Source organism: Micromonospora sp. NPDC047762 (assembly GCF_043204655.1).
Classification (GTDB): Bacteria; Actinomycetota; Actinomycetes; order Mycobacteriales; family Micromonosporaceae; genus Micromonospora.
Map to the genome: position 1 here is coordinate 104,955 of NZ_JBIDCQ010000009.1, position 20,898 is coordinate 125,852.

At 71.6% G+C, this 20,898-nt stretch carries 21 protein-coding genes; 6 read left to right on the top strand and 15 right to left on the bottom strand.

Features of this window, described 5'->3' with window-relative positions; translation table 11 throughout:
• Positions 1–89: 89 nt before the first annotated feature.
• Together ACGF3C_RS25810 and ACGF3C_RS25815 are read right to left on the bottom strand one after the other, a co-directional pair.
• A complete protein-coding gene (locus ACGF3C_RS25810; protein WP_357232683.1) occupies positions 90–2,192 on the bottom strand; it encodes a PQQ-dependent sugar dehydrogenase in 2,103 nt (700 codons plus the stop codon).
• A 37-nt stretch (positions 2,193–2,229) separates the two neighbouring features.
• Positions 2,230–3,177: a hypothetical protein gene (locus tag ACGF3C_RS25815; RefSeq protein ID WP_393225985.1), complete on the bottom strand. Its 948-nt coding sequence runs from the start codon at positions 3,175–3,177 to the stop codon at positions 2,230–2,232.
• Between the two features lie 109 nt (positions 3,178–3,286).
• On the opposite strand from ACGF3C_RS25815, the gene ACGF3C_RS25820 reads away from it, so the two are divergent.
• The gene (locus tag ACGF3C_RS25820; protein WP_393225988.1) at positions 3,287–4,345 is read left to right on the top strand and encodes a LacI family DNA-binding transcriptional regulator; all 1,059 of its coding nucleotides are present in this window, start codon (positions 3,287–3,289) and stop codon (positions 4,343–4,345) included.
• Between the two features lie 15 nt (positions 4,346–4,360).
• Here ACGF3C_RS25820 and urtE read toward each other — a convergent pair whose 3' ends face one another.
• The 6 genes from urtE to ACGF3C_RS25850 form a co-directional block, all read right to left on the bottom strand.
• Positions 4,361–5,053, bottom strand: a complete 693-nt coding sequence (urtE, locus tag ACGF3C_RS25825; protein WP_355006688.1) for an urea ABC transporter ATP-binding subunit UrtE — start codon at positions 5,051–5,053, stop codon at positions 4,361–4,363.
• Positions 5,053–5,829, bottom strand: coding sequence for an urea ABC transporter ATP-binding protein UrtD (urtD, locus tag ACGF3C_RS25830; RefSeq protein ID WP_393225991.1), 777 nt, complete (start codon positions 5,827–5,829; stop codon positions 5,053–5,055). The genes urtE and urtD overlap by 1 nt, the downstream gene beginning before the upstream one ends.
• Positions 5,826–7,013, bottom strand: coding sequence for an urea ABC transporter permease subunit UrtC (gene urtC, locus ACGF3C_RS25835; protein WP_393225994.1), 1,188 nt, complete (start codon positions 7,011–7,013; stop codon positions 5,826–5,828). Before urtC ends, urtD begins: the two co-directional genes overlap by 4 nt.
• On the bottom strand, positions 7,010–7,897 hold the full coding sequence (gene urtB, locus ACGF3C_RS25840; RefSeq protein ID WP_357196276.1) for an urea ABC transporter permease subunit UrtB: 888 nt from the start codon (positions 7,895–7,897) through the stop codon (positions 7,010–7,012). Before urtB ends, urtC begins: the two co-directional genes overlap by 4 nt.
• A 75-nt stretch (positions 7,898–7,972) precedes the next feature.
• A complete protein-coding gene (gene urtA / locus ACGF3C_RS25845; protein WP_355006684.1) occupies positions 7,973–9,217 on the bottom strand; it encodes an urea ABC transporter substrate-binding protein in 1,245 nt (414 codons plus the stop codon).
• A 420-nt stretch (positions 9,218–9,637) separates the two neighbouring features.
• A complete protein-coding gene (locus tag ACGF3C_RS25850; RefSeq protein ID WP_393225998.1) occupies positions 9,638–10,720 on the bottom strand; it encodes a substrate-binding domain-containing protein in 1,083 nt (360 codons plus the stop codon).
• Between the two features lie 96 nt (positions 10,721–10,816).
• Between ACGF3C_RS25850 and ACGF3C_RS25855 the strand changes: the two genes are divergently transcribed.
• Complete coding sequence (locus ACGF3C_RS25855; protein ID WP_393226001.1) at positions 10,817–11,281, top strand: MarR family winged helix-turn-helix transcriptional regulator; 465 nt, start codon at positions 10,817–10,819, stop codon at positions 11,279–11,281.
• A 296-nt stretch (positions 11,282–11,577) separates the two neighbouring features.
• Here the strand turns inward: ACGF3C_RS25855 and ACGF3C_RS25860 are convergent, their stop codons facing one another.
• Genes ACGF3C_RS25860 through ACGF3C_RS25885 form a run of 6 tightly spaced genes read right to left on the bottom strand, consistent with a single transcriptional unit; the run spans position 11,578 to position 16,206 of the window.
• Positions 11,578–12,294 carry an urease accessory protein UreD gene (locus ACGF3C_RS25860; protein WP_393226004.1) on the bottom strand — a complete coding sequence of 239 codons (717 nt, stop codon included), beginning with the start codon at positions 12,292–12,294 and terminating at the stop codon, positions 11,578–11,580.
• Positions 12,294–13,046, bottom strand: a complete 753-nt coding sequence (ureG, locus tag ACGF3C_RS25865) for an urease accessory protein UreG (protein ID WP_393226339.1) — start codon at positions 13,044–13,046, stop codon at positions 12,294–12,296. Before ureG ends, ACGF3C_RS25860 begins: the two co-directional genes overlap by 1 nt.
• A gap of 37 nt (positions 13,047–13,083) precedes the next feature.
• Positions 13,084–13,860 (bottom strand): urease accessory protein UreF, encoded by a 777-nt coding sequence (locus ACGF3C_RS25870; RefSeq protein WP_393226007.1) that lies wholly within the window; start codon positions 13,858–13,860, stop codon positions 13,084–13,086.
• Positions 13,860–15,563, bottom strand: coding sequence for an urease subunit alpha (locus ACGF3C_RS25875; RefSeq protein WP_355006678.1), 1,704 nt, complete (start codon positions 15,561–15,563; stop codon positions 13,860–13,862). The genes ACGF3C_RS25870 and ACGF3C_RS25875 overlap by 1 nt, the downstream gene beginning before the upstream one ends.
• Entirely contained in the window at positions 15,560–15,907 is a 348-nt protein-coding gene (locus ACGF3C_RS25880) for an urease subunit beta (protein WP_393226010.1), read from the bottom strand. Before ACGF3C_RS25880 ends, ACGF3C_RS25875 begins: the two co-directional genes overlap by 4 nt.
• A complete protein-coding gene (locus tag ACGF3C_RS25885) occupies positions 15,904–16,206 on the bottom strand; it encodes an urease subunit gamma (protein ID WP_030335444.1) in 303 nt (100 codons plus the stop codon). Before ACGF3C_RS25885 ends, ACGF3C_RS25880 begins: the two co-directional genes overlap by 4 nt.
• Before the next feature lie 323 nt (positions 16,207–16,529).
• Here ACGF3C_RS25885 and ACGF3C_RS25890 point away from each other — a divergent pair, with 323 nt between their 5' ends.
• A complete protein-coding gene (locus ACGF3C_RS25890) occupies positions 16,530–16,940 on the top strand; it encodes a hypothetical protein (RefSeq protein ID WP_357233153.1) in 411 nt (136 codons plus the stop codon).
• Positions 16,941–17,023: 83 nt separating this feature from the next.
• On the opposite strand, the gene ACGF3C_RS25895 is transcribed toward ACGF3C_RS25890, so the two are convergent.
• A complete protein-coding gene (locus tag ACGF3C_RS25895; protein ID WP_393226013.1) occupies positions 17,024–18,199 on the bottom strand; it encodes an LLM class flavin-dependent oxidoreductase in 1,176 nt (391 codons plus the stop codon).
• Positions 18,200–18,375: 176 nt separating this feature from the next.
• Here ACGF3C_RS25895 and ACGF3C_RS25900 point away from each other — a divergent pair, with 176 nt between their 5' ends.
• Genes ACGF3C_RS25900 through ACGF3C_RS25910 form a run of 3 tightly spaced genes read left to right on the top strand, consistent with a single transcriptional unit; the run spans position 18,376 to position 20,890 of the window.
• Positions 18,376–19,356: an aliphatic sulfonate ABC transporter substrate-binding protein gene (locus ACGF3C_RS25900; protein ID WP_393226016.1), complete on the top strand. Its 981-nt coding sequence runs from the start codon at positions 18,376–18,378 to the stop codon at positions 19,354–19,356.
• Positions 19,353–20,186: an ABC transporter permease subunit gene (locus ACGF3C_RS25905; RefSeq protein WP_357233146.1), complete on the top strand. Its 834-nt coding sequence runs from the start codon at positions 19,353–19,355 to the stop codon at positions 20,184–20,186. Before ACGF3C_RS25900 ends, ACGF3C_RS25905 begins: the two co-directional genes overlap by 4 nt.
• Positions 20,159–20,890 carry an ABC transporter ATP-binding protein gene (locus tag ACGF3C_RS25910; RefSeq protein ID WP_393226019.1) on the top strand — a complete coding sequence of 244 codons (732 nt, stop codon included), beginning with the start codon at positions 20,159–20,161 and terminating at the stop codon, positions 20,888–20,890. The genes ACGF3C_RS25905 and ACGF3C_RS25910 overlap by 28 nt, the downstream gene beginning before the upstream one ends.
• The last annotated feature ends 8 nt before the right edge of the window (positions 20,891–20,898 follow it).

Sequence of the window (20,898 nt, forward strand, 5' to 3'; positions counted from 1 at the left end):
GTACTCCACGCCGTTGATCTCGCACGGTCGCGACTGTTGCCCGGTGGGGACGGCGGCGTGAGTCGTCACCGTCCCCACCCTGACCCGGTTCAGGCCGGCGCGCCGCTGACGGTCAGGTTGCGCAGTCGGCCCACGTTGTCGAACGAGCCGAAGCCGACCCGCCCCGAGCCGAACGTGGTGTCCTTCGCGGTCAGCAGCGGGTCCCGGTGCCCGTCGACGTAGACGGCGATCTCGCCGGTGGCCGGCAGGTGCACCACCCGCACGCGGTGCCACCTGGCGTCGGTGATCGCCGGGTTGGCGCCCCGCGAGCGGCCGTTCCACTGGTGGTCGATGCGCTCCCGGTCGGCGTTGTCCACCTTGAAGATGCCGTTGTGCGGATAGATCGTGTTGTCGGTGGAGAGGTGGGCGTAGTAGAACTCGGTGTCCGAGCGCCAGCCGAAGACGATGATCACGTCCCGGTTGGTGACCTCCACCGGGGTGTCGAGTCGTACCTGGGCGTCGACCCGCACCGACGACCACGCCGGTCCGTTGGTCAGCACGGCGTACTCGAAGGGCCGGCGCGGGCCCGGCCGGCTCTCCCCGGCCTCGGCCAGGATGACCTGGTCGCCTGTGAACTGCCACTTTGACGGCGTCACCGGTGCCCAGTTGGTGGCTCCGGTGGTACGGCGGAGGGTGACGTCCCCGACGTCACCGCTGGCGAACTCCCGGGTGCCGGTCACCTTCCAGACCTTTCCGTTGGCCTTCGCGACGACGTAGAGCTCACCGGCGGCGTCGGTGCCGAAGCGCAGGTCCACCCGGTTGGGGTCACCGGGCGCGCCCGGTGCGGACAGGTCGCGCATCCGGACCGGGGTGCCCGCCTGGTCGAAGAGCGCGAGCTGGTGGATGGTGGCCAGCTCCCGGCCCCGGCGCATCTCGTTGGCCTCGGTGTAGAGCACCCGACCGTCGACCAGGTCGCCGAAGACGTACTTGCCGCGCAGCGCGGGCAGCGCCCGCCCCCGGTAGACGAAGCCGCCGGCCACCGCGACACCGACGTCGTCGGTGCAGTTCCAACCGGCGGCGGGGTCGTGGTCGTACGCGGCGACCGGGTAGGTGTAGCCGTAGCTGTCATCGTCGGCGGGCAGCGGAAGCAGCCGGTCGCAGGGGTTCGTGGCCGCCTTGTCGAACACGAAGGAGCCTTCGCGCTCGCTCCAGCCGAAGTTGTCCCCGGCACGGACTTCGTAGATCGCCTCGACTGCGTGTTCGCCGATGTGCCCTAGGTACATCCGGCCGGTCGCCCGGTCCCAGCTGAACCGGTGCGGGTCCCGGAAACCCACCGCGTAGAGCTCGCCGAGCGCGCCGGCCCGGCCGACGAACGGGTTCCCGGCCGGTATGCCGTAGCGCCCGTTCGCGGAGTTGGTGCCCCGGGGGTCGATCCGGAGCAGCTTGCCGTGCGGCAGGGCCAGGTTCTGCGGATCGGTGTTGCGAGCACCCTGGCCACCGTCGCCGACGGCCAGGTACAGCAGCCCGTAGTCGCGGTCGTGGCGCTTGGCCGTGGGGTTGAAGTTGATCTCCTGGATGCCGTGCACCTGGCCGCCGAAGCCGATGCGCAGCACTTCCCGGTGCGTACCGGCGAAGGTGGCGGCGGCGGGATCCGTCGCCGTCCACTCGGTGATGACGCCGTGGAAGAGCGTGTTGGGCTGGGCGTAGTCCGCTGTGGCGGTCGTCGTCGACGCCAACTCCGTGTGGATGGTGTAGAACCGGCCGTTCACCCCGAACTCCGGGTGGAACGCGACGTACCCGAAGCCCTGGCCGAGCCCACGACCGGAGAAGAACCGCGGCGCGAACGTCGCGGCCACGTCCAGGTAGACGTGCGGCACGCCGCCCTCGACCAGGTAGAGGCTGCCGTTGAGGTCGGGCACCGCCCGCCGGCCGGAGCCGTCGGGCACCTCCATGATGGTGTTGATCCGCGCGGTACGCATGAGCCGCGCGTCGGTCGGCGCCGGTGTCGGGTACGACTGCGGGAAGCTGGCGTACTCGCTGAGGACCAGCCCGATTCGGGACTGGACCGGCATGTCGGGGATCGGGTCGTCGACCGCGTCGGCGGCGCGCGCGGGTGTGGCGACCAGTGTGGACAGGATCAGCACGAGGGCGGTGAGGCCGGCCCTCACTGTGGGCCGGCGGACGGCGCCGGCGCGGCGGTGCAGGGTGCGCACGCGTGTCTCCTTCTCGGTGGGACGGTGCCGAGGGTGGTCAGCGGGCAAGGTGGCGGTACTGCCTCCGCACGTCGGTCGCGGAGACCACACTGTCGAGGAACATCAGGCCGTCCATCCGGCAGTCGCACGGGTTGCGCTCGAGGGTGTCCTGGGGAAAGCTGCCGCCGATCTTGATGCCCCGGGGGTCGGACGCGGTGGTCAGGTGCGGGCCGGGGCCGGACAGCAGCCACGGGTCGTCGGCGCGGGTGTAGAACCCGTCCACCGGTTCACCGTTGCGGTAGAGGGCGAGCGCGCCGTTGGCGAAGTCGAAGGTGGCGCCCAGGTGCACCCACTCCCCCACGGGCAGCAGCTCACGCCAGTCCCGGGTGGCGGCGAACGTCTGTGAGTTGCCGCCGTCGAGCCGCCGGCCGAGCGCGACGAGACGCAACTCCCCGTCGACGTCGATCAGCTCCAGCAGAGCGCGGACGCCGTGGCCGTCGGAGTCGCCGGTCAGCACCCCGGCCAGCCCGATCGCGTTGTATCTGTCGTCCGGGTCGGCGGTGGTGGAGTTGGGCGACGGGCTGTCCATGTTCAGCTTGAACCAGCCCATGACCGTGGTGCCGGCGGTGGCGCTGAAGGCACGTAGTGTCCGCACCCCGCTGGCCGACCAGGTGCCGGCCTTCCAGTCGTCGTTGCCGGCGACGGCGGGGTCGACCTGCCGGGTCTGCACCGCGTTGCGGCTGCCCCGGTAGGCGCCCTCCGGCACCCGCATGGCGGCACCGCCGTTGATCAGCTCGATCTCGGTGCCGGAACGCCCCTGGTCGCGTTCCAGTACGGGGTCGCCGGGCACCGGGTGGTCGAAGTCGTACGCGGCGACCAGGTGCGCGCGCAGCGCCGGGTGGACGGCGGACGGGATGCTGCGATCCGCCTGCGCCGGTGGCGCGCTGGCGCCGGTCAGTGCGCCGATCGCCAGGAGGGAGACGGCCGCTCGTCGGGCCCTGGACATGGCTGTCACCTCGTTTCGCGGCATGACGGATGCCGGTCACGTAAGCGCTTACGAAAGCGCTTACGTACCCTAGGCTTCGATCGGTGCCGATCGCAACAGATCGGGTGACATGGATGTCTTCGGAGGGTTGCCGATGCCCAGGGCCAGCCAACGGCCGCGCCTCGTGGACGTCGCCGAACACGCTGCCGTCTCGCTGGCGACGGCCTCCCGGGCGCTCGCCGGCCGCGAGGGGGTCAGCGCCGAGGTCGCCGACCGGATCCGGCAGATCGCCGGTGAGCTGGGCTATGTCGCCAACCCGTACGCCCGGACCCTGGCCAGCGGGGCCACCTCCACGGTTGGGTTGATCGTCCATCAGATCGACGACCCGTACTTCTCCGAGATCGCCGCCGGGGTCATCCAACTCGCCGCCGAGCAGGGGCTGCTGGTGCAGATCTGCCAGTCCGGCCGCGACCCCGGCTACGAGCTGCAACAGCTGCGCCACCTGATCGCCCAGCGGGTCGGCATCGTCCTGATCAGTGGTTCCGGCTACGACGACCCCCGGATGGAGAGCGCGGCCCGCGCCGAGTTGGCCGCGTTCCAGGACCACGGCGGACGGGCCGCTGCCATCGGACGGCACACGCTCGGCGTCGACGCCGTCCTACCGGACAACGAGGCCGGCGGTCACGCCCTCGCCCAGCACCTGATGGACCTCGGTCACCGGCGGATCGCTGTCGCCGCGGGCAGCGCCGGCCTCACCACGGTCGCCGACCGGCTGGCCGGTGTGTCGTCGGCCCTGCGGCAGCGCGGACGCTCCCCCGCCGACCTCGCCGTCGTGCACAGCGACTTCACCCGCGGCGGGGGGCGCGCCGCCGCCGAGCAGATCCTCAACGAGCATCCCGAAACGACGGCGATCATCGCGCTCAACGACGCGATGGCAATGGGTGTGCTGTCGACGCTGCGGTCCCGCCGCGTACCGGTGCCCGCGCGGATGTCCGTGGTCGGCTTCGACGACGTCTCCGTGGCGGCCGACCTGGCACCCAGCCTGACCACCATCCGCCTGCCGATGACCGAGATGGGTCGCACGGCACTCACCCTCGCGCTCAAGCCGCGCACGACACGCCCGCGCCGCCGCCCCACCGGGCACCTGCTGGTCGTCCGCGACTCGACCGGGCCCGCGCCGGGAACCTGACCGACGCCACCCCGATCAGACGGCCAGCGCCGCCCGGACGTCCCGCTCGGCCGTGACACCCCCGTCGCCCGACGAGGTGACCCGACCGGACTCCAGCACGTGGTAGCGGTCCGCCACCCGCAGGGCGAAACCCAGGTGCTGCTCGACCAGGAGCACACTGAACCCGGACTGCCGGGTCAACTCGACGATCCGCTCCTGGATCTCCGCGACCACCGACGGCTGGATGCCCTCGGTCGGCTCGTCGAGCATCAGCAGCCGCGGCCGGGTGATCAGGGCGCGGGCGATGGCCAACTGCTGGCGCTGACCGCCGGAGAGCAGCCCGGCCCGCCGCCGCAGCAGCGGGCGCAACGCCGGAAACAGATCCAGCACCTCCGCCGTCGCCACCGCGCCGTCGCGCCGGCCGTCGGCGACCAGCCGCAGGTTCTCCGCCGCGGTCAGGTGCGGAAAGCACTGCTGACCCTGCGGGACGTACGCCATCCCTCGCGCCACCCGCTCGTGCGGCCCGGCGCGGGTGACGTCCTCGCCGTCCAACTCCACGGTGCCGGCACTCGGGCGCAGCAGCCCCGCCGCGACCCGCAGCAGGGTGCTCTTGCCGGCACCGTTGTGTCCGAGCACGGAGGCGACCCCGTCGGGCGGGACCGCCAGGTCGACCCCGTGCAGCACCCGGGAACGCCCGTACCCGGCGTGCACCCCACGCAGCGTCAGCATCATGCCTCCCGGCCGGTGCGGGCCGACCCGGCGTCGACCGGGTGGCCAAGGTAGACCTCCTGCACGCGCGGGTCCGCCTGGACCTGCGCGACCGTACCCTCGCTGAGCACCCGGCCGGCGTGCAGCACTGTGACGCTGCGCGCGAACCGACGTAAGAAGTCCATGTCGTGCTCGATCACGACGACAGTGCGATCCCGGCTCACCCTCTCCAACAGGACGCCGGTGGCGTCGCGCTCCTCATGGCTCATCCCGGCGACCGGCTCGTCCAGCAGCAGCAGTCGCGCGTCCTGCACCAGCAGCATGCCGATCTCCAGCCACTGCTTCTGGCCGTGCGCGAGCGTCCCGGCGAGGTCCGCGGTCCGCTCGGCCAGACCGATCGTCTCCAGCGCGGCGGCGATCTCGTCAGGCACGCCCCGTCGGCGGCGGGCCAGGGTCGCCCAGCTGCGCCGCGCGCCCGCCGCGATGTCGAGGTTCTGCAACACCGACAGCTCCTCGAAGACCGTCGAGGTCTGGAAGGTCCGCCCGATGCCGAGCCGGCTGATCCGGTGCACCGGCCGGCCGAGCAGTTCCTGGTCACCGAACCGGACCGAACCGCTGGCCCTGACCAGGCCGGTGATCGCGTCGACCAGTGTGGTCTTACCGGCGCCGTTCGGCCCGATCAGGAACCGGATGTCGCCGGCGGGCACCTCCAACGAGACGCCGTCCACGGCGGTGAAACCGTCGAAGCTGACCCGCACGTCACGGACGGACAAGCCGTCCAAGCGCTCGCCGCTCATGCCGCAGGCACCTCCGTCCGTTCGGCGCGTCGGCGACCCAGTGACAGCCAGCCGCGCCGCTGCGGCCGCGCGGCGACGTCACGGCGGCGGGCCAACGCCCACAGCGACGCCAGGCCGCCGGGGAGGAACGCCACCACGACCACGAAGAGCAACCCCTGAAGGTACGTCCAGGTGCCCGGAAAACGCTCGGAGAGGGCGGTACGCGCCCAGGCCACCGCCACCGCGCCGAGCACCGGCCCGAGCACTGTGGCCCGGCCGCCCACCGCGACGCCGATGACGAACTCGATCGACGGGACGATGCCGATCAGCGCGGGCGAGATGATGCCCACCGCCGGCACGAAAAGCGCCCCGGCCAGCCCGGCCATGCCCGCCGCCACCACATACGCCACAAGCTTGACCGACGCCGGGTCGTAGCCCAGGAAGCGGACCCGTTCCTCACCGTCGCGGACCGCCACCAGCAGCTCGCCGTAACGGCTCTGGATCAGCTGACGGGTCAGCGCGAGCAACGCCAATAATGTGCCGGCGATGATGAAGTACACCATCCGCTGGTTGACCGGGTCGTCCAGGTCGTAGCCGAAGAAGCCCTTGATGTCGGTGAGCCCGTTGGTGCCACCCGTGGTGCCCTGTTGGCCGATCAGCAGGATCACCATCGCGGCGGCGAGCGCCTGGCTGAGGATGGCGAAGTACGCGCCGCGGACCCGGCGGCGAAAGACCAGCGAGCCCAGCCCGAAGGCGACAGCCATCGGCAGCAGCACCGTGGCGGGCAGCGCGAACCACGGGCTGGCGAACGGCCGCCACCACAGCGGCAGCTCGTCGAGTTGCCCGTACAGCTGCATGAAATCGGGCATCCCACCCGGGCCCGCGTCGGCGAGCTTGAGGTGCATGGCCATCGCGTAGCCGCCGAGGCCGAAGAAGACACCCTGGCCCAGGGTGAGCATCCCGCCCCGACCCCAGGCGATCCCGATGCCGACCGCGACCATGGCGACGCAGAGGTACTTGGCGAGCAGGGCCAGCCGGAAGTCCGACAACACCAGCGGGGCGACGGCGAACAGCAGCGCCGCGCCGAAGGCGAAGCCGGCCAGGGTCCGTAGCCGCGAGCGGCCGGCGGGGCGGCCCGGTGGTACGGCGCCGGCAGGCGCCGGGCGGACGGCGGTGCTGGGTGGCGCGGGGGTGACGGCGGTCATGCGAGGCTCCTGGTCCGCAGGGTGAACAGGCCCTGTGGCCGCCACTGGAGGAACGCGACGATCGCCACGAACACGATCACCTTGGCGACGCTGAGGGTGGTCAGGTATTCCCCGGTGGCCTGGAGCACGCCGAGGGCGAAGGCGACGATCACACTGCCCTTGAGCTGGCCGATCCCGCCGACCACGACGACCAGGAAGGCGTCGATGATCAGGTTGGTGCCCATGGTCGGGCCGATCGGGCCGAGCAGGGTGAGGGCCACCCCGGCGAGCCCGGCCAGGCCGGAGCCGAGGAAGAAGGTCGTCCGGTCGACCCGGGAGGTGGCGACACCGGAAACGGCGGCGAGGTCGCGGTTCTGCACCACCGCGCGGATACGACGTCCGAGCGGGGTGAGTCGCAGCGCCAGGGTGAGCGCCGCGACGGCGGCCAGCGCCAGGGCCAGGATGAACAGCCGGTTGTTGGCGATGGTCAGCCCGCCGGGCAGCGCCACGTTGCCGGTGAGCAGCTCGGGCGCGCGGGTCTGCACGTTCGGGCTGCCGAAGATGTCCCGGGCCAGTTGTTGCAGGATCAGTGACACACCCCAGGTGACCAGCAGGGTGTCCAGTGGGCGGGCGTAGAGCCGACGGATGAGCAGCACCTCCAGCAGGACACCCATGGTGCCGGCGACCACGAACGCCACCGGCAGCGCGACCGCAAGTGACAGGCCAGCGCCGGTGATGCTCTGCTGCAGAACGTAGGTGGTGTACGCGCCGGCCATGATGAACTCACCGTGCGCCATGTTGATCACGTTCATCTGGCCGAAGGTCAGCGCGAGGCCGAGCGCGATGAGCAGCAGCACCGCGCCGATGCTGATGCCGGTGAAGAGTTGACCGAAGAGGACTGTCACGGTGGGTACTCCGAACTGCTGGTCGGGTGGCCCGGGCGGAGCGCGCGGCAACGCGTTCCGCCCGGGCCGGCGTCGTCAGCTCAGGCCGCTCGCCCACGGGTAGGTCTTGAGGTACGGATCCGGTGCGACCGGCTTGCCGGAGTTCCACACCTCAGTGATCAGGCCGTCCGCGCCGATCTTGCCGATCCGGGCGGTCTTCGCGATGTGCTGGGTCTTGCCGTCGACGGTGACCAACCCCTCCGGAGCGTCGAAGGTGATCCCGTCCGAGGCGGCGCGGACCTTCTCCACGTCGAAGGCGCCAGCCTTCTCGACCATCGCCTTCCACAGGTGCACGCCGACGTACGCGGCCTCCATCGGGTCGCTGGTCGGCTTGTCCGCGCCGTACTTCGCCTTGTACGCGGCCACGAACTTCGAGTTCGCCGCGCCCGGGGTGGTCTGGTAGTAGTTCCAGGCCGTCAGCTGGCCCTCCAGGTACTGGGTGCCGATGCCCTTGACCTCTTCCTCGGCGATCGACACCGACACCACAGGCATCGCGGCGGCGCTCAGACCCGCCGACTTGTACTCCTTGAAGAAGGCGACGTTGCTGTCGCCGTTGAGCGTGTTGAAAACCGCATCCGCGCCGGATGATTTGACCTTGTTCACGATGGTGCCGAACTCGGTGGAGCCCAGCGGCGCGTAATCCTCACCCAGCACGGTCATCCCGTTCGCGGCCGCGTACGCCTTGATGATTTTGTTTGCGGTCCGCGGAAACACGTAGTCGCTACCGACCAGATAGACCGACTTCGCGCCCTGCGACTTGAGGTAGTCCAGCCCGGGAACGATCTGCTGGTTGGTCGTCGCTCCGGTGTAGAAGATGTAGGGCGACTGCTCGAGTCCCTCGTACTGCACCGGGTAGAACAGCAACGCCTTGTTCTTCTCGAACACCGGCTTGACCGCCTTGCGGCTGGCCGACGTCCAACAGCCGAAGACAGCCGCCACCCGGTCCTCGGAGATGAGCTTCTCGGCCTTCTCCGCGAAGGTGGGCCAGTCCGAGGCGCCATCCTCACCGACCGGCTGGATCTTCTTGCCGAGGACACCGCCGGCCGCGTTGATCTCGTCGACGGCGAGCATGATGGAATCGCGGACGGTGACCTCGCTGATCGCCATGGTCCCGGAGAGCGAGTTGAGCAGGCCCACCTTGACGGTGTCGCCGGAAACATCGGCGGTGACGCCGGTCGCGCCACCCTCGTCGGTGGTCTTGCTGCCGCACGCGGTCATCGCGGCCGCGGCGACCAGGGTCATGGCACCCGCCAGGATGCGGCGGCCCCGGAATAATGACATCTACTCTCCCTGCGGTGCAGTCAAGTGGCGAAAGGACGGTCGGTGCGGTCCGATGGAGCTGACGTGGGCGGTGCCGAGATCGACGGGTGGACGCCGCGCAGGGCACCGGCTCGGATATGGGCAGGGAAAGCGTTGACCGGCATGATTGCGCGCGTGTTTCCCGGTCCTTAATTGACTGTTTCCGAGGGACCGTCGAGTCGCACACGAAAAGCGGCCGACACCGTTGGGGAGGAAACGGTGTCGGCCGTTCGGAAAGACGCAGGGATATGTGCCACCACATTGGTCGACGGCGAATCCGCCAACGGTGGGCACGCAATGGTGAGATCTGACTCCTCGGCCAGATACTTCACGCAGGAAGCATCTTAGGACGGGATCGGGTGGCGCTGTCAAGAGTCGGGTGGGCCGACTGCCGTGCCCGGTTCAGAGCTGAGCGAGCACAGTGAAGTCGAGCCCGTCGGCCTCGGCCAGGTAGATGCGCTGCCGGACGTGCCGCTGACGCAGCCGTAACCGCCCACGCGGCCCGTGGTAGGCGACCGTGTCGGCGGCCGTCTCGATGGCCCGTACGTCGAGGGTGCGGGCCTGGCCGATCAGCGCGGCGAGCAGCATGACGCCCTCGTAGCAGGACTCCCCCAGACTGCCCAACGGCGGTGCCTCCACGCCGAAGCGCCGCGCGAACTCGCCGTGGAAGTCGAGGTTCTCCTGTGTGACAAGACCCGCGAAGAAACCCGCGGTGCTGTAAAGCCTTCGAGTCGCGCCGGCACCACTGGCCAACAGCATGTTCTCGTCCATCAGGGTGCTCAGCCGCAGGCAGCGCTGATCCAGGCCGGATCGGGCGAACGCCCTGTTGAACCGCACCGCGTCGGCACCGACCAGCAGCATCAACACCGCGTCCGCGTCACTGTGCTCGATGCGGCGTAGCACCTCGGTGAAGTCGTGCGCGTCCAACGGCAGGAAGTGCCGGCCCACCAACTGCCCACCGCCGCGCAGCGCGTACCGCTGGGCGGCCCGCGACGTACGACGCGGCCAGACGTAGTCGTTGCCCACCACGAACCAGCGGCGCACCCCCTGTTCGGCGGCGAGCATCCGCATCGCGGGCCACAGCTGGGCATCGGGCGTCTCGCTGGTCAGGAAGACACCTTCGGTGCGTTCGCCGCCCTCGTAGAGTGCGGTGTAGACGTAGGGCACCCGGTGCGCGACGCGGGGTGCCAAGGCCTGGCGCACCGAGGAGATGTGCCACCCCGTCACCCCCTGTACCGCCCCCACCGACACCAACGCCTCGACCTCGGCGGCCACCTCGGCCGGCGGTGCGCCACCGTCGACAGGCACCAGGCGGACCTCCCGGCCCAGCACGCCACCGCACCTATTGATCTCCTCGACCGCGAGCTGCGCGCAGAGCTCACAGGTGGGGCCGAACATGCCGGCCGGCCCGCGCATCGGGTAGACCAGCGCGATGCTGACCACGGCACGGTCGACGGTCAGCCACGGCGGTGCCGGCGCGGACATGAGCACATGATTGCCCGGCCCACGACGGAAGACCAGCGCTCACCACTGACCGGGACGACTCGCTACCATGACAGGGCCACCGGACCAGGGAGTTTCATGTCAGACGTGCCCGGGGCGCCAGCCGACCTGCTGCGCTCGCTCACCCGCGCCGAACGGCTGCTCTCCCGCCGGCTGGGCGCCGTCCTGGCCGACGACGCGATCAGCATCGAGGCGTGGAGGGTTCTCTGCCTGCTCGCCGATGGCCAGGGTCACCCGATGAGCGAGGTGTCCATCGAGGCGTCGCTGCCGCCGGGCACCCTCACCAAGCTGGTCGACCAACTCGTCGACCGCAACCTCGTCTTCCGCCGGATCGATCCGATCGACCGCCGACGGATTCGGGCGTACCTGACCGCTCGGGGCCGCCGCGAGCACGCCCGCCTGGACGAGCGAATCCGAGCCAGCATCTCCGAACTGGGCGTGCCGCACGCCGCCGACCTGGTGAGCCAGATCGACGACCTGATCGGCCGTCTCGACCCGAGCCGGCCACGGGAACACGCCGACGCGTCCGGCCCCCACCGCTGATCCGTCCCCGGCTCACCGACCGAACTTCTGGGCGAGCCGCAGTCTCACCCTGCTCCCGACGCGGCATGGATCGGCCCGATCTGGCCTCGATCGCGACCCAAGTCCAACCGCCGCCACCCGACCGCAGACGCCACCCGACCGCACGCGGCACCCAGCCGCAGACGCCACCCGCCGCAGAGCGTGATGTCTGTGAGTCATCGTGATGACTCACAGACATCACGCTCTCCGCAGTGTCCGCCTCCAAAACGGCCCCCGGGGTAGGCGGACCGACTGGGCTTCCTAGTCGGTGAGGTGGGCTAGCCGGTGAGGTGGGCGCGCAGGGTGTGCGCGTCGGGAGCGGTGGCCGTCCACAGGGTCGCCGGGCCACCGGCCAACGGCAGCCGGGCGACACCGCCCTCGGCCAATGGAGGTTCGGCGGGCCGCGACGGGTCGACCACCAGCAGCGATCCCGTGGCCGGGGCGCCGCCGAGCACCGCCGGGCCGGCCCAGCCCGGCGCGTGCGGTCCCACCGCGAGGGACTGCCGCAGCAGTGGTCGACCCGCGTAGTCGACCTGGGTGTGCACGACGGCGCTGCCGGGCGCCTCGCCGTACCGGCCGCAGATCAGCTCGTCGCGCCACCGCAGGCCCGCACCGGTGGCCAACTCGATCCGGGACTCGGCGAGGTGCGCGCAGCCAGCCGCCGCCACCAACTGTTCCGGAAGCCAGTGCAGCGTGGCACCGGCGTCCACCACCGCCCGCACCGCCATCCGGGAGACAGCACCCACGCGGCCCGGTAGGGCGATCGACGCGGCGACGCTGCGCACCCGCACGGCCGCGCCCGGCCCGACCTCGATCTCCAGGCGCAGATCGTCGCCGGCCAGTGGCCCGGCCGCCCCGCCGACGAGGTACACAGTGGCGACACCACCGTCGGTCGGGGTCTGGCGCAGCAGCAACGGCGTCTCGCCGTGCAGCTCGACAAGGGCCGTGCCGCCCCGCCCGTCGGCCCGGGCGACCAGCCGGGCGAGCGCTCGCATCAGGCCGTTTCCGCCGGTACGGCGAGCGGGTGCAGGGCGGCGTGGTGGGCCAACTCGTGCCGGATCCAGTCCGCGACCGACGTGGCGGTGGGGTCTCCCACGATGGACAGGAAGAGGGTCGGAAGGTCGCCGCGCCGGGCCCGCGCGTCACGATCCATGACGGCGAGGTCGGCGCCCACCATCGGGGCCAGGTCGGTCTTGTTGATCACGAGGAGGTCGGCGGCGGTGACCCCCGGGCCGCCCTTGCGGGGGACCTTGTCCCCGCCCGCCACGTCGACCACGAAGATCTGCCGGTCCACCAGCCCCCGACTGAAGGTCGCCGTCAGGTTGTCCCCACCGCTCTCCACGAGGACGAGGTCCAACGGGCCGACCGCATCGGCCAGTTCGTCGACGGCGTCCAGGTTGGCGCCGATGTCGTCGCGGATCGCCGTGTGCGGGCAGCAGCCGGTCTCCACCGCGCGGATCCGCGCCGGGTCCAGCACGCCGGCCCGCCGGAGGAAGTCGGCGTCCTCGGTCGTGTAGATGTCGTTGGTCACCACGCCGAGCTGCAACTCGTCGGCGAAGGCACGGCAGAGCGCGGCCACCAGGGCCGTCTTGCCGGAACCGACCGGGCCGCCGATGCCGACCCGCAGGGCACGGCCGGCACGCTCCAACGGCGGATGGGGGTCCACCCCCGGCTCCGGATGGGTGTGCGGAACGGTCTCGTCGTGGGGTGGGATGGCCGCCGTCGGCGTGCCCGGCGGCGGCGTGATCGGTTCGACGGCGGGCACAGCGCTCGGCACAACGGTGTCAGGACGCAAAGAGACGCACCTCCCAGGTGGCATGGATCTCGGCATGGATGTCGGCGAGTGGGGCGGCGGCGGCTGGCAGCCGCTCCGGTGGATCATCGGCGGCCCGCGCCGCGTCGGCGGCCGTGCCGTCGCAGGCGTCGGCCAGGCCGACCAGCAACGCTTGGACCTGGTACGGATCGAGTCCGAGCAGACGTACGCCGGCGCTGGCCGCACCGGTCAGCGTCCCGTACGCGGCGATCGTGGCGGTCTCGACGCGGGACAGCCCGGCCGCGGCGCAGAGCAGCCCGAGCACCAGCGGTTGGTGTGCGCCACCGGGCGTCGCGGGCAGGTCGGCGAACGGGGCGTCCGACCAGATGGCCCGCCCGGCCCGCAGCAGCGCCCGGCCCTGTCGGCGCGAGACCGCCCGCAACGCCGGGGCGGCGGTACGCGCGTCCAGCTCCGCGTCGAGCCGAGCCAGCGCAGCCGACCGGGCGGCGGACTCAGCCAGCGCCCACGACCGGGCGGCGGACTCGTCCGGCGCGTCCGACCCTCGGGCAGACCGGGCCGGGTTGGCGGAGTCGGCGGTCTCGGCCACCGCCGCCCGGTGTGCGGCTGCCGCGAACGCCGCGCCGACCAGACCGGCGGTGGCCAGTCGTCCGGCCAGGAACGCCTCCAACGAGGCCAGGTCGGTGACCCGGCCGGCGGCGACGGCCGCCTCCAGACCACCGGAGTGCGCGTGCGCCCCGGCCGGGAAGCGTCCGTCGGCCAACAGCAGCAGCAGGCTCGGCGTTGCCATCAGAACAGGAAGTACCGCTGGGCCATCGGAAGCCGGGTCACCGGGTCCGGCTCCACCACCTGCCCGTCGATCCGCACCGTGAAGGTGTCCGGGTCCACCTCGATGTGCGGCATCGCGTTGTTCTCCGGCAGGTCGGCCTTGCCCCGCGACCGTACGTCGCTCACCGGCACCACCCGGCGACGCACATCCAGGCGGAGCCCGGCGTCCAGGGCTGCCGGGGCCACGAAGGCCAGGCTGGTGGCGGCCGCCGCCGCGCCGTACGCCCCGAACATCGGCCTCGGCAGCATCGGCTGCGGTGTCGGGATCGAGGCGTTGGCGTCGCCCATCTGGGCGTACGCGATCATGCCGCCCTTGAGTACCAGGTGCGGCCGGACCCCGAAGAACGCCGGGTCCCAGAGCACCAGGTCGGCGAGCTTGCCCGGTTCGACCGAGCCGATCTCCCGTTCCAGGCCGTTGGCCATCGCGGCGCAGATGGTGTATTTCGCCACGTACCGTCGGGCCCGGTGGTTGTCGGCGGGCCCGTCACCCGGTAGGGCGCCGACCCGGTCCTTCATCACGTGGGCGCTCTGCCAGGTCCGCATGATCACCTCGCCGACCCGGCCCATGGCCTGGGCGTCGGAGCCGATGATCGAGATGGCGCCGAGGTCGTGCAGCAGGTCCTCGGCGGCCATCGTGGACGGTCGGATCCGGCTCTCGGCGAAGGCGAGGTCCTCCGGCACGGACGGGTTGAGATGGTGGCAGACCATCAGCATGTCCAGGTGCTCGGCCAGGGTGTTCGCGGTGTACGGCCGGGTCGGGTTGGTCGACGACGGCAGCACGTTCGGTTCGCTGGCCACGGTGATGATGTCCGGTGCGTGCCCGCCACCGGCACCCTCCGTGTGGTACGAGTGGATCGCCCGTCCACCGATCGCCCGCAGGGTGTCCGCGACGAATCCGGCCTCGTTGAGCGTGTCGGTGTGGATCGACACCTGGACCCCGGACGCGTCCGCCACCCGCAGGCAGGCGTCGATCGCCGCCGGTGTGGTGCCCCAGTCCTCGTGCAGCTTGAAACCGCCCGCACCGGCCCGCAACTGTTCCCACAGCGCTTCGCTGGAGACGGTGTTGCCCTTGCCGAGCAGCAGCACGTTGACCGGCATGGTGTCCAGGGCCTCGTGCATCCGGGCCAGGTGCCAGGCGTTCGGGGTGACGGTTGTCGCGCGCGTTCCCTCGGCCGGCCCGGTGCCGCCGCCGACCATCGTGGTGATGCCACTGGCCAGCGCTTCGGTGACGATCTGCGGGCAGATGAAGTGCACGTGGGTGTCGACCGCGCCGGCGGTGAGGATCCGCCCGTTGCCCGCGATCACCTCCGTCGACGGGCCGATGACCAGGTCGGGGTGCACACCGGGCATGGTGTCCGGGTTGCCGGCCCGGCCGAGCGCCACTATGCGTCCGTCGCGCAGCCCCACGTCGGCCTTGACAACGCCCCAGTGGTCGAGCACCACCGCGCCGGTGATGACGGTGTCCAGGGCCCCCTCGGCGCGGGTGGCACGGGACTGCCCCATCGACTCGCGGATCACCTTCCCGCCGCCGAAGACCGCCTCGTCGCCGCCCACGCAGTGGTCGGTCTCCACCTCGATCAGCAGGTTCGTGTCGGCCAGTCTGATCCGGTCACCGGTCGTCGGACCGTACAGGTCGATGTAGCGGTCCCGCCGCACGGCGCTCACCGCGGCGACCCGTCGGCAGTGACCGCGTGCGGCGAGGGGTCCAGCGGTCCCGCGCACTCTGCGCGCAGGCCCGGCACGACACGTGCGCCGCCAAGTGGTACGAGCTCGACGCTGCGGTTGATGCCCGGCTCGAACCGGACGGAGGTGCCGGCCGGGACGGCGAGCCGCTGCCCCCAGGCCGCACTGCGGTCGAACGACAGCGCCGGGTTGGCTTCGGCGAAGTGGTAGTGCGAGCCGACCTGCACCGGGCGGTCGGCGGTGTTGACCACGAGCACCGTGGTCACCGGACGACCCACGTTGATCTCGACCGGGTCGGCCGCCGGCAGGATCTCCCCGGGGATCACGGGATCGGGTGGTGCACCGTCACGAGCTTGGTGCCGTCCGGGAACGTCGCCTCCACCTGCACCTCCCTCAGCAGCTCGGGGATGCCGTCCTGGACGTCGTCGCGGCCCAGCACCGCCCGGCCGGCCGACATCAGGTCGACCACCGACCGCCCGTCGCGGGCCCCTTCGAGGAGGAACGCGGTGATCACCGCGACGGCTTCGGGGTAGTTGAGGCGCAGGCCGCGTTCGCGGCGGGCGCGGGCGACATCGGCCGCGACGTGGACGAGCAGGCGATCCTGCTCATGCGGGCTGAGGAACACGGGGCTCTCCCGGTGGGTCGGCGTGCCCCGGCTCGCCGTCGGCTCCACGAGGAGCCACCCGGGCACCAGGACCCGAGGGGACGAGCTGGGAGTCACACGACCGCCGGGCCACCGCCGACGGGGCGACCCGGGACTCCACCATCCCGGCCCGCACGACGGGCATCCGGCGGTGTCGGGTCGGATGCGGACCGCACCGCCCACCGCTGAGCAGACCGTAGAGGATCGCCACCGACCGAGGCAACAGTCCACTGGGGATCGGCCTGGTTCACAGCCCGGTGCGGGTACGTGTTCCCGTGCGGCGGCAGGCAGGGGATGATCACCGGATGACGGCGACGAGGGGTACGCGCGCACTGCTCGGTGTTCTGTTCCTGGCGGCGGCCACGGTCGGGACGTGGCTCCTCTGGCTGGGCTGGGACACCCGATACACGGTCGACGCGCAGACCGGCGCGAGCAGCGGCCCGTACGAGCCGTGGCAGGTGATCGGCTGTGTGGTGACGCTCGTGTTGCTGGCTGCGCTCGCCGGGACGCGGCTCAGCCCGTGGCTGGTGGCGTCGGTGATGACCGTGGCGTTCACGGCGGTCTGGTCCTGGCGGGCCGCCGGGACCGACGACAGCGGGCTGTGGGTGGTCGGGGGGATTCTGGTGCTGGTCGGGATGGCGGCCGGCAGCACCGTGGTGAGCCTCGCGGCGCGGCGGGTCGGCCAGCGGTTCGCCGGGCGACCCGCCGCGAGATAACCGATCGCCTCGTGCGCGGCGGCACGCTAGAAGGGAGCGTGCCTGACCTGACGAGCCCTCTCGACGCCACCTGCGGCGGTTGGTCAGCGGGCCACGGCGGGTTGCGGCGCTGGCACGCCGGCGAAGGGGATGTCGACGTGGTCGCCGGTCCCTGGCTGGCCGTCGGGGTGCCGCCACAGCCCACGATCGCGCAGGATCGGCAGCACGCCCTCCCCGAACCAGTACGCCTCCTCCAGGTGCGGATAGCCGGAGAGGATGAACTCGTCGATGCCGAGCGCGTGGTATTCAGCGATCCGGTCGGCGATTTCGGCGTGGCTGCCCACCAGCGCGGTGCCGGCCCCGCCGCGGACCAGCCCGACCCCCGCCCACAGGTTGGGGGCGACCTCCAGGCCGTCGCGGGAGCCACCGTTGAGGTCGAGCATGCGGCGCTGCCCCTCGGACTCGCTACGGCGCAGTCCCTCCTGCACGGCCCGGATGTCGGCCTCGGACACCCCGTCGAGCAGGCGCTGGGCCTGCGCCCAGGCCTGCTCGGCGGTGTCGCGCGCGATGACGTGCAACCGGATGCCGAAGCGCAACTCCCGCCCGGCGCGGGCGGCCAGCGCCCGGACCCGCTCCAGCTTGTCGCCGACCAGGGCCGGCGGCTCGCCCCAGGTGAGATAGACGTCGCTGTGCCGCACCGCCACCGGAAGTGCGGCGGCGGAGGACCCACCGAAGTAGACCGGCGGCACCGGGTCGGGCGGCCGGTGCAGCCGTGCCTGTTCGACGCGGACGTGGGTGCCGTCGTGGTCGACGGTCTCGCCGCGCCACAGCGCACGCACCACGTGCAGGAACTCGTCGGCCCGCGCGTACCGGGCGTCCTTGTCCAGGAAGTCGCCGTAGGCCCGCTGCTCCTGTGACTCGCCGCCGGTGACCACGTTGAGCAGCAGCCGGCCCTGGGACAGCCGCTGGAAGGTCGAGGCCATCTGGGCGGCCAGCGTGGGGGCCAGCAGCCCGGGCCGGAAGGCGACCAGGAACTTGAGTCGTTCGGTCACCTCGGTGAGCATCGCGGTGCTGAGCCAGGCGTCCTCGCACCAGGCCCCGGTGGGGGTGAGGGCGCCGACGAAGCCGAGTTGCTCGGCGCTGCGGGCGATCTGCCCGAGGTACGCCACGCTGGCCGGGCGGGCGCCTCCCGCGGCACCGGTTGGTACGCCGTGGCCGCCGCCGACGATGTCCCGGCTGTCGCCGTTGGTGGGCAGGAACCAGTGGAAGGTGAGGGTCATGGGGCTCTTTCCTCCAGCGGGGGCGGTCGGCGCACGCGGCGAGGCGGGCACCTCCTGAGGGGTGGGACGATCCCGCCGACAGCCTACCCATAAAACCTATCGGGTTAGTAGGCTACTGCCGGCGCCGACACCTGCCGATGCGCCGCTGTCCGCCTGCCCCGACCCGAGGAGCCGCCATGCCCACCCCGTCGACGAGCCGTCCCCCGCACCGCCGCCTCCTGACGGCGGCACTCAGCACAGTGGCGCTGCTCGCCACTGTGGCGGTGAGCGCGTGCGGCGGATCCGCCGATGCGGACGGCGGCAGCGCGCAGAAGCTCCGGATCGGCTACCAGCGCTTCGGCGGGCTGAGCCTGGTCAAGGCGCGCGGCGCCGCACCGGATGTGGAGTGGTCACTGTTCGAGAGCGGACCCGCGCTCACCGAGGCGCTCAAGGCCGGCTCGATCGACATCGGACAGGTCGGCGAGGCGCCTCCCGTCTTCGCCGCCGCCGGGAAGATCCCGTTCTCCGTCATCGGCACCTCGGCACCGATTCCGCAGGGGGAGGCCGTGCTGGTCAAGGCCGACCGGGGCTACCGCAGCTTCGCCGACCTCAAGGGCCGAACGGTGGCCCTCAACAAGGGGTCCAACGTGCACTGGCTGCTGGTGCGGCTGCTGGAAGCGAACAACATGACGTTGAAGGACATCCAGGTCAAGTACCTCAAACCCGCCGAGGGGCGGCCCGCGTTCGACGGCGGGCAGATCGACGCCTGGGTGATCTGGGACCCGTACTTCGCCCTGGCCGAGCAACCGGGGGTCCAGGTGCTCGCCGACGCGACCGGTCTGGCCAGCAACCGCGAGTACGTCCTGGCCTCACCCCGAGCGGTCGACAAGCGGACGGACGAGATCCGCGCTTTCCTCCGGCGCTACCGCGAGGTGACCGACTGGGGCATCGCCCACCCCGAGGAGCGGGCCAGCACCCTCGCGCCGGAGCTGAAGATCCCCCAGGACGTCACCAGCCGCGCCCTGGCCCGCAGCGCCAAGCCCCTCGCCCCGGTCACCCCGGCCATCGGCGACGAACTTCAGGCGATCACCGACAGCTTCATCGCTCTGGAACTCATCCCGGGGCCGGTCGATCTCCGATCCCGGGTCGACGGCCGGTTCAACGAGGTGTTCCAGTGAGTCGTACGACGCTCGTCGAGGCGCCCGAAGAGGTCACAGCGGCGGCGCCTGTCGTACCCCGTCGTCAGCGGTCGTCCCGGCGCTGGCGGCGGGTGGTGAGCCCGATGGCGCTCGTCGTGGGGTGGGAGTTGGCCGCGCGCACCGGGCTGCTGGCGGCCGAGAAGCTACCCGCGCCCAGCGACGTCCTGGCCACCGGCGCGCGGCTGAGCCGGGACGGGACGCTCGGAATCCACCTGCTGGACTCCCTCACCCGGGCCGGGGCCGGCCTGCTGATCGGCGGTCTCCTGGCCCTGGTCCTGGGCACCGTGGCCGGGCTGCTGCGACTCGGCGACGACCTGGTCGACCCGCCGGTGCAGATGGCCCGGATGCTGCCGCACCTCGGGCTGGTCCCGTTGCTGATCATCTGGGTGGGCATCGGTGAATCACTCAAGATCAGCCTGGTCGCTCTGGGCGCGTTCTTCCCCATCTACTTCAACACCTACGCCGGCATCCGGGACATCGACGAGCGGCTGGTGGAAGCAGCCCGCACCTGTGGTCTGGGGCAGGCCGCCCGACTGCGGCACGTGGTGCTGCCCGGCGCGTTGCCGTCGCTCTTCCTCGGCCTGCGGCTGGCGATCGGGGCGGCCTGGCTCAGCCTGGTCGTCGGCGAGCAGGTCAACGCCCAGACCGGGATCGGCTTTCTGATGATGGAGGCGCGGGAGTTCAGCCAGACCGACGTGGTGGTGCTCGGCCTGCTCGTCTACGCGCTGCTCGGGCTGATATCCGACAGTGCCTTGCGCGTCCTGGAGAGGAGGATGTTGACATGGCGTCGCGGACTGCGGGCCACCTGAACGGCGCCGAGCCGGTGCTCACCGCCCACACGGTGCGCCGGGCGTTCGGGCCGACGGTCGTGCTGGCCGGGGTCGACCTGACCATCGCCCGCGGCGAGGTGGTGGCCCTGCTGGGCGGCAGCGGTTCCGGCAAGAGCACGCTGCTGAGGATTCTCGCCGGGTTGGACGGCGAGGCCAGCGGGACGAGCGTCGTGCACGGCACCGCCGCGGTGGTCTTTCAGGAGCACCGGTTGCTGCCATGGAAACGCGTGGCGGAGAACGTGGGGCTCGGCCTGTCCGGCGCGGACGGCCCGGGGCGGATCCGGCGGGCGCTGGCCGAGGTCGGTCTCGCCGAGCGGGATCGCGCCTGGCCGGAGGAGTTGTCCGGTGGGCAGGCGCAGCGGGTGGCAGTGGCGCGGGCCCTGGTCCGCGAGCCGGACCTGCTGCTGCTCGACGAGCCGTTCGGCGCCCTGGACGCGCTGACCCGCCTGCGGATGCAGATCCTGCTGCGCCGGCTGCGCGCCGAGCACGGCTTCGCCGCCCTGCTGGTCACCCACGACGTGGAGGAGGCGCTGCTGCTCGCCGACCGGATCCTTCTCCTGGACGAGGGCCGCATCGCCGCGGAACTGCCCGTCGACCTCGGCCCCACCCGCACGCCGGACGATCCGGCCTTCGGCGCGCTGCGCCGCCACCTGCTCGACCGACTCGGCGTTCCCACCACCTGACGAGCGGA

What these genes read in the sequence shown, in the direction of transcription:
- ACGF3C_RS25815 (WP_393225985.1), bottom strand. Translation starts at nt 3,177, where the DNA reads ATGTCCAGGGCCCGACGAGCGGCCGTCTCCCTCCTGGCGATCGGCGCA.
- ACGF3C_RS25820 (WP_393225988.1), top strand. Translation starts at nt 3,287, where the DNA reads ATGGATGTCTTCGGAGGGTTGCCGATGCCCAGGGCCAGCCAACGGCCG.
- urtE (WP_355006688.1), bottom strand. Translation starts at nt 5,053, where the DNA reads ATGCTGACGCTGCGTGGGGTGCACGCCGGGTACGGGCGTTCCCGGGTG.
- urtD (WP_393225991.1), bottom strand. Translation starts at nt 5,829, where the DNA reads ATGAGCGGCGAGCGCTTGGACGGCTTGTCCGTCCGTGACGTGCGGGTC.
- urtC (WP_393225994.1), bottom strand. Translation starts at nt 7,013, where the DNA reads ATGACCGCCGTCACCCCCGCGCCACCCAGCACCGCCGTCCGCCCGGCG.
- urtA (WP_355006684.1), bottom strand. Translation starts at nt 9,217, where the DNA reads ATGTCATTATTCCGGGGCCGCCGCATCCTGGCGGGTGCCATGACCCTG.
- ACGF3C_RS25850 (WP_393225998.1), bottom strand. Translation starts at nt 10,720, where the DNA reads ATGTCCGCGCCGGCACCGCCGTGGCTGACCGTCGACCGTGCCGTGGTC.
- ACGF3C_RS25855 (WP_393226001.1), top strand. Translation starts at nt 10,817, where the DNA reads ATGTCAGACGTGCCCGGGGCGCCAGCCGACCTGCTGCGCTCGCTCACC.
- ACGF3C_RS25860 (WP_393226004.1), bottom strand. Translation starts at nt 12,294, where the DNA reads ATGCGAGCGCTCGCCCGGCTGGTCGCCCGGGCCGACGGGCGGGGCGGC.
- ACGF3C_RS25870 (WP_393226007.1), bottom strand. Translation starts at nt 13,860, where the DNA reads ATGGCAACGCCGAGCCTGCTGCTGCTGTTGGCCGACGGACGCTTCCCG.
- ACGF3C_RS25890 (WP_357233153.1), top strand. Translation starts at nt 16,530, where the DNA reads ATGACGGCGACGAGGGGTACGCGCGCACTGCTCGGTGTTCTGTTCCTG.
- ACGF3C_RS25895 (WP_393226013.1), bottom strand. Translation starts at nt 18,199, where the DNA reads ATGACCCTCACCTTCCACTGGTTCCTGCCCACCAACGGCGACAGCCGG.
- ACGF3C_RS25900 (WP_393226016.1), top strand. Translation starts at nt 18,376, where the DNA reads ATGCCCACCCCGTCGACGAGCCGTCCCCCGCACCGCCGCCTCCTGACG.
- ACGF3C_RS25910 (WP_393226019.1), top strand. Translation starts at nt 20,159, where the DNA reads ATGGCGTCGCGGACTGCGGGCCACCTGAACGGCGCCGAGCCGGTGCTC.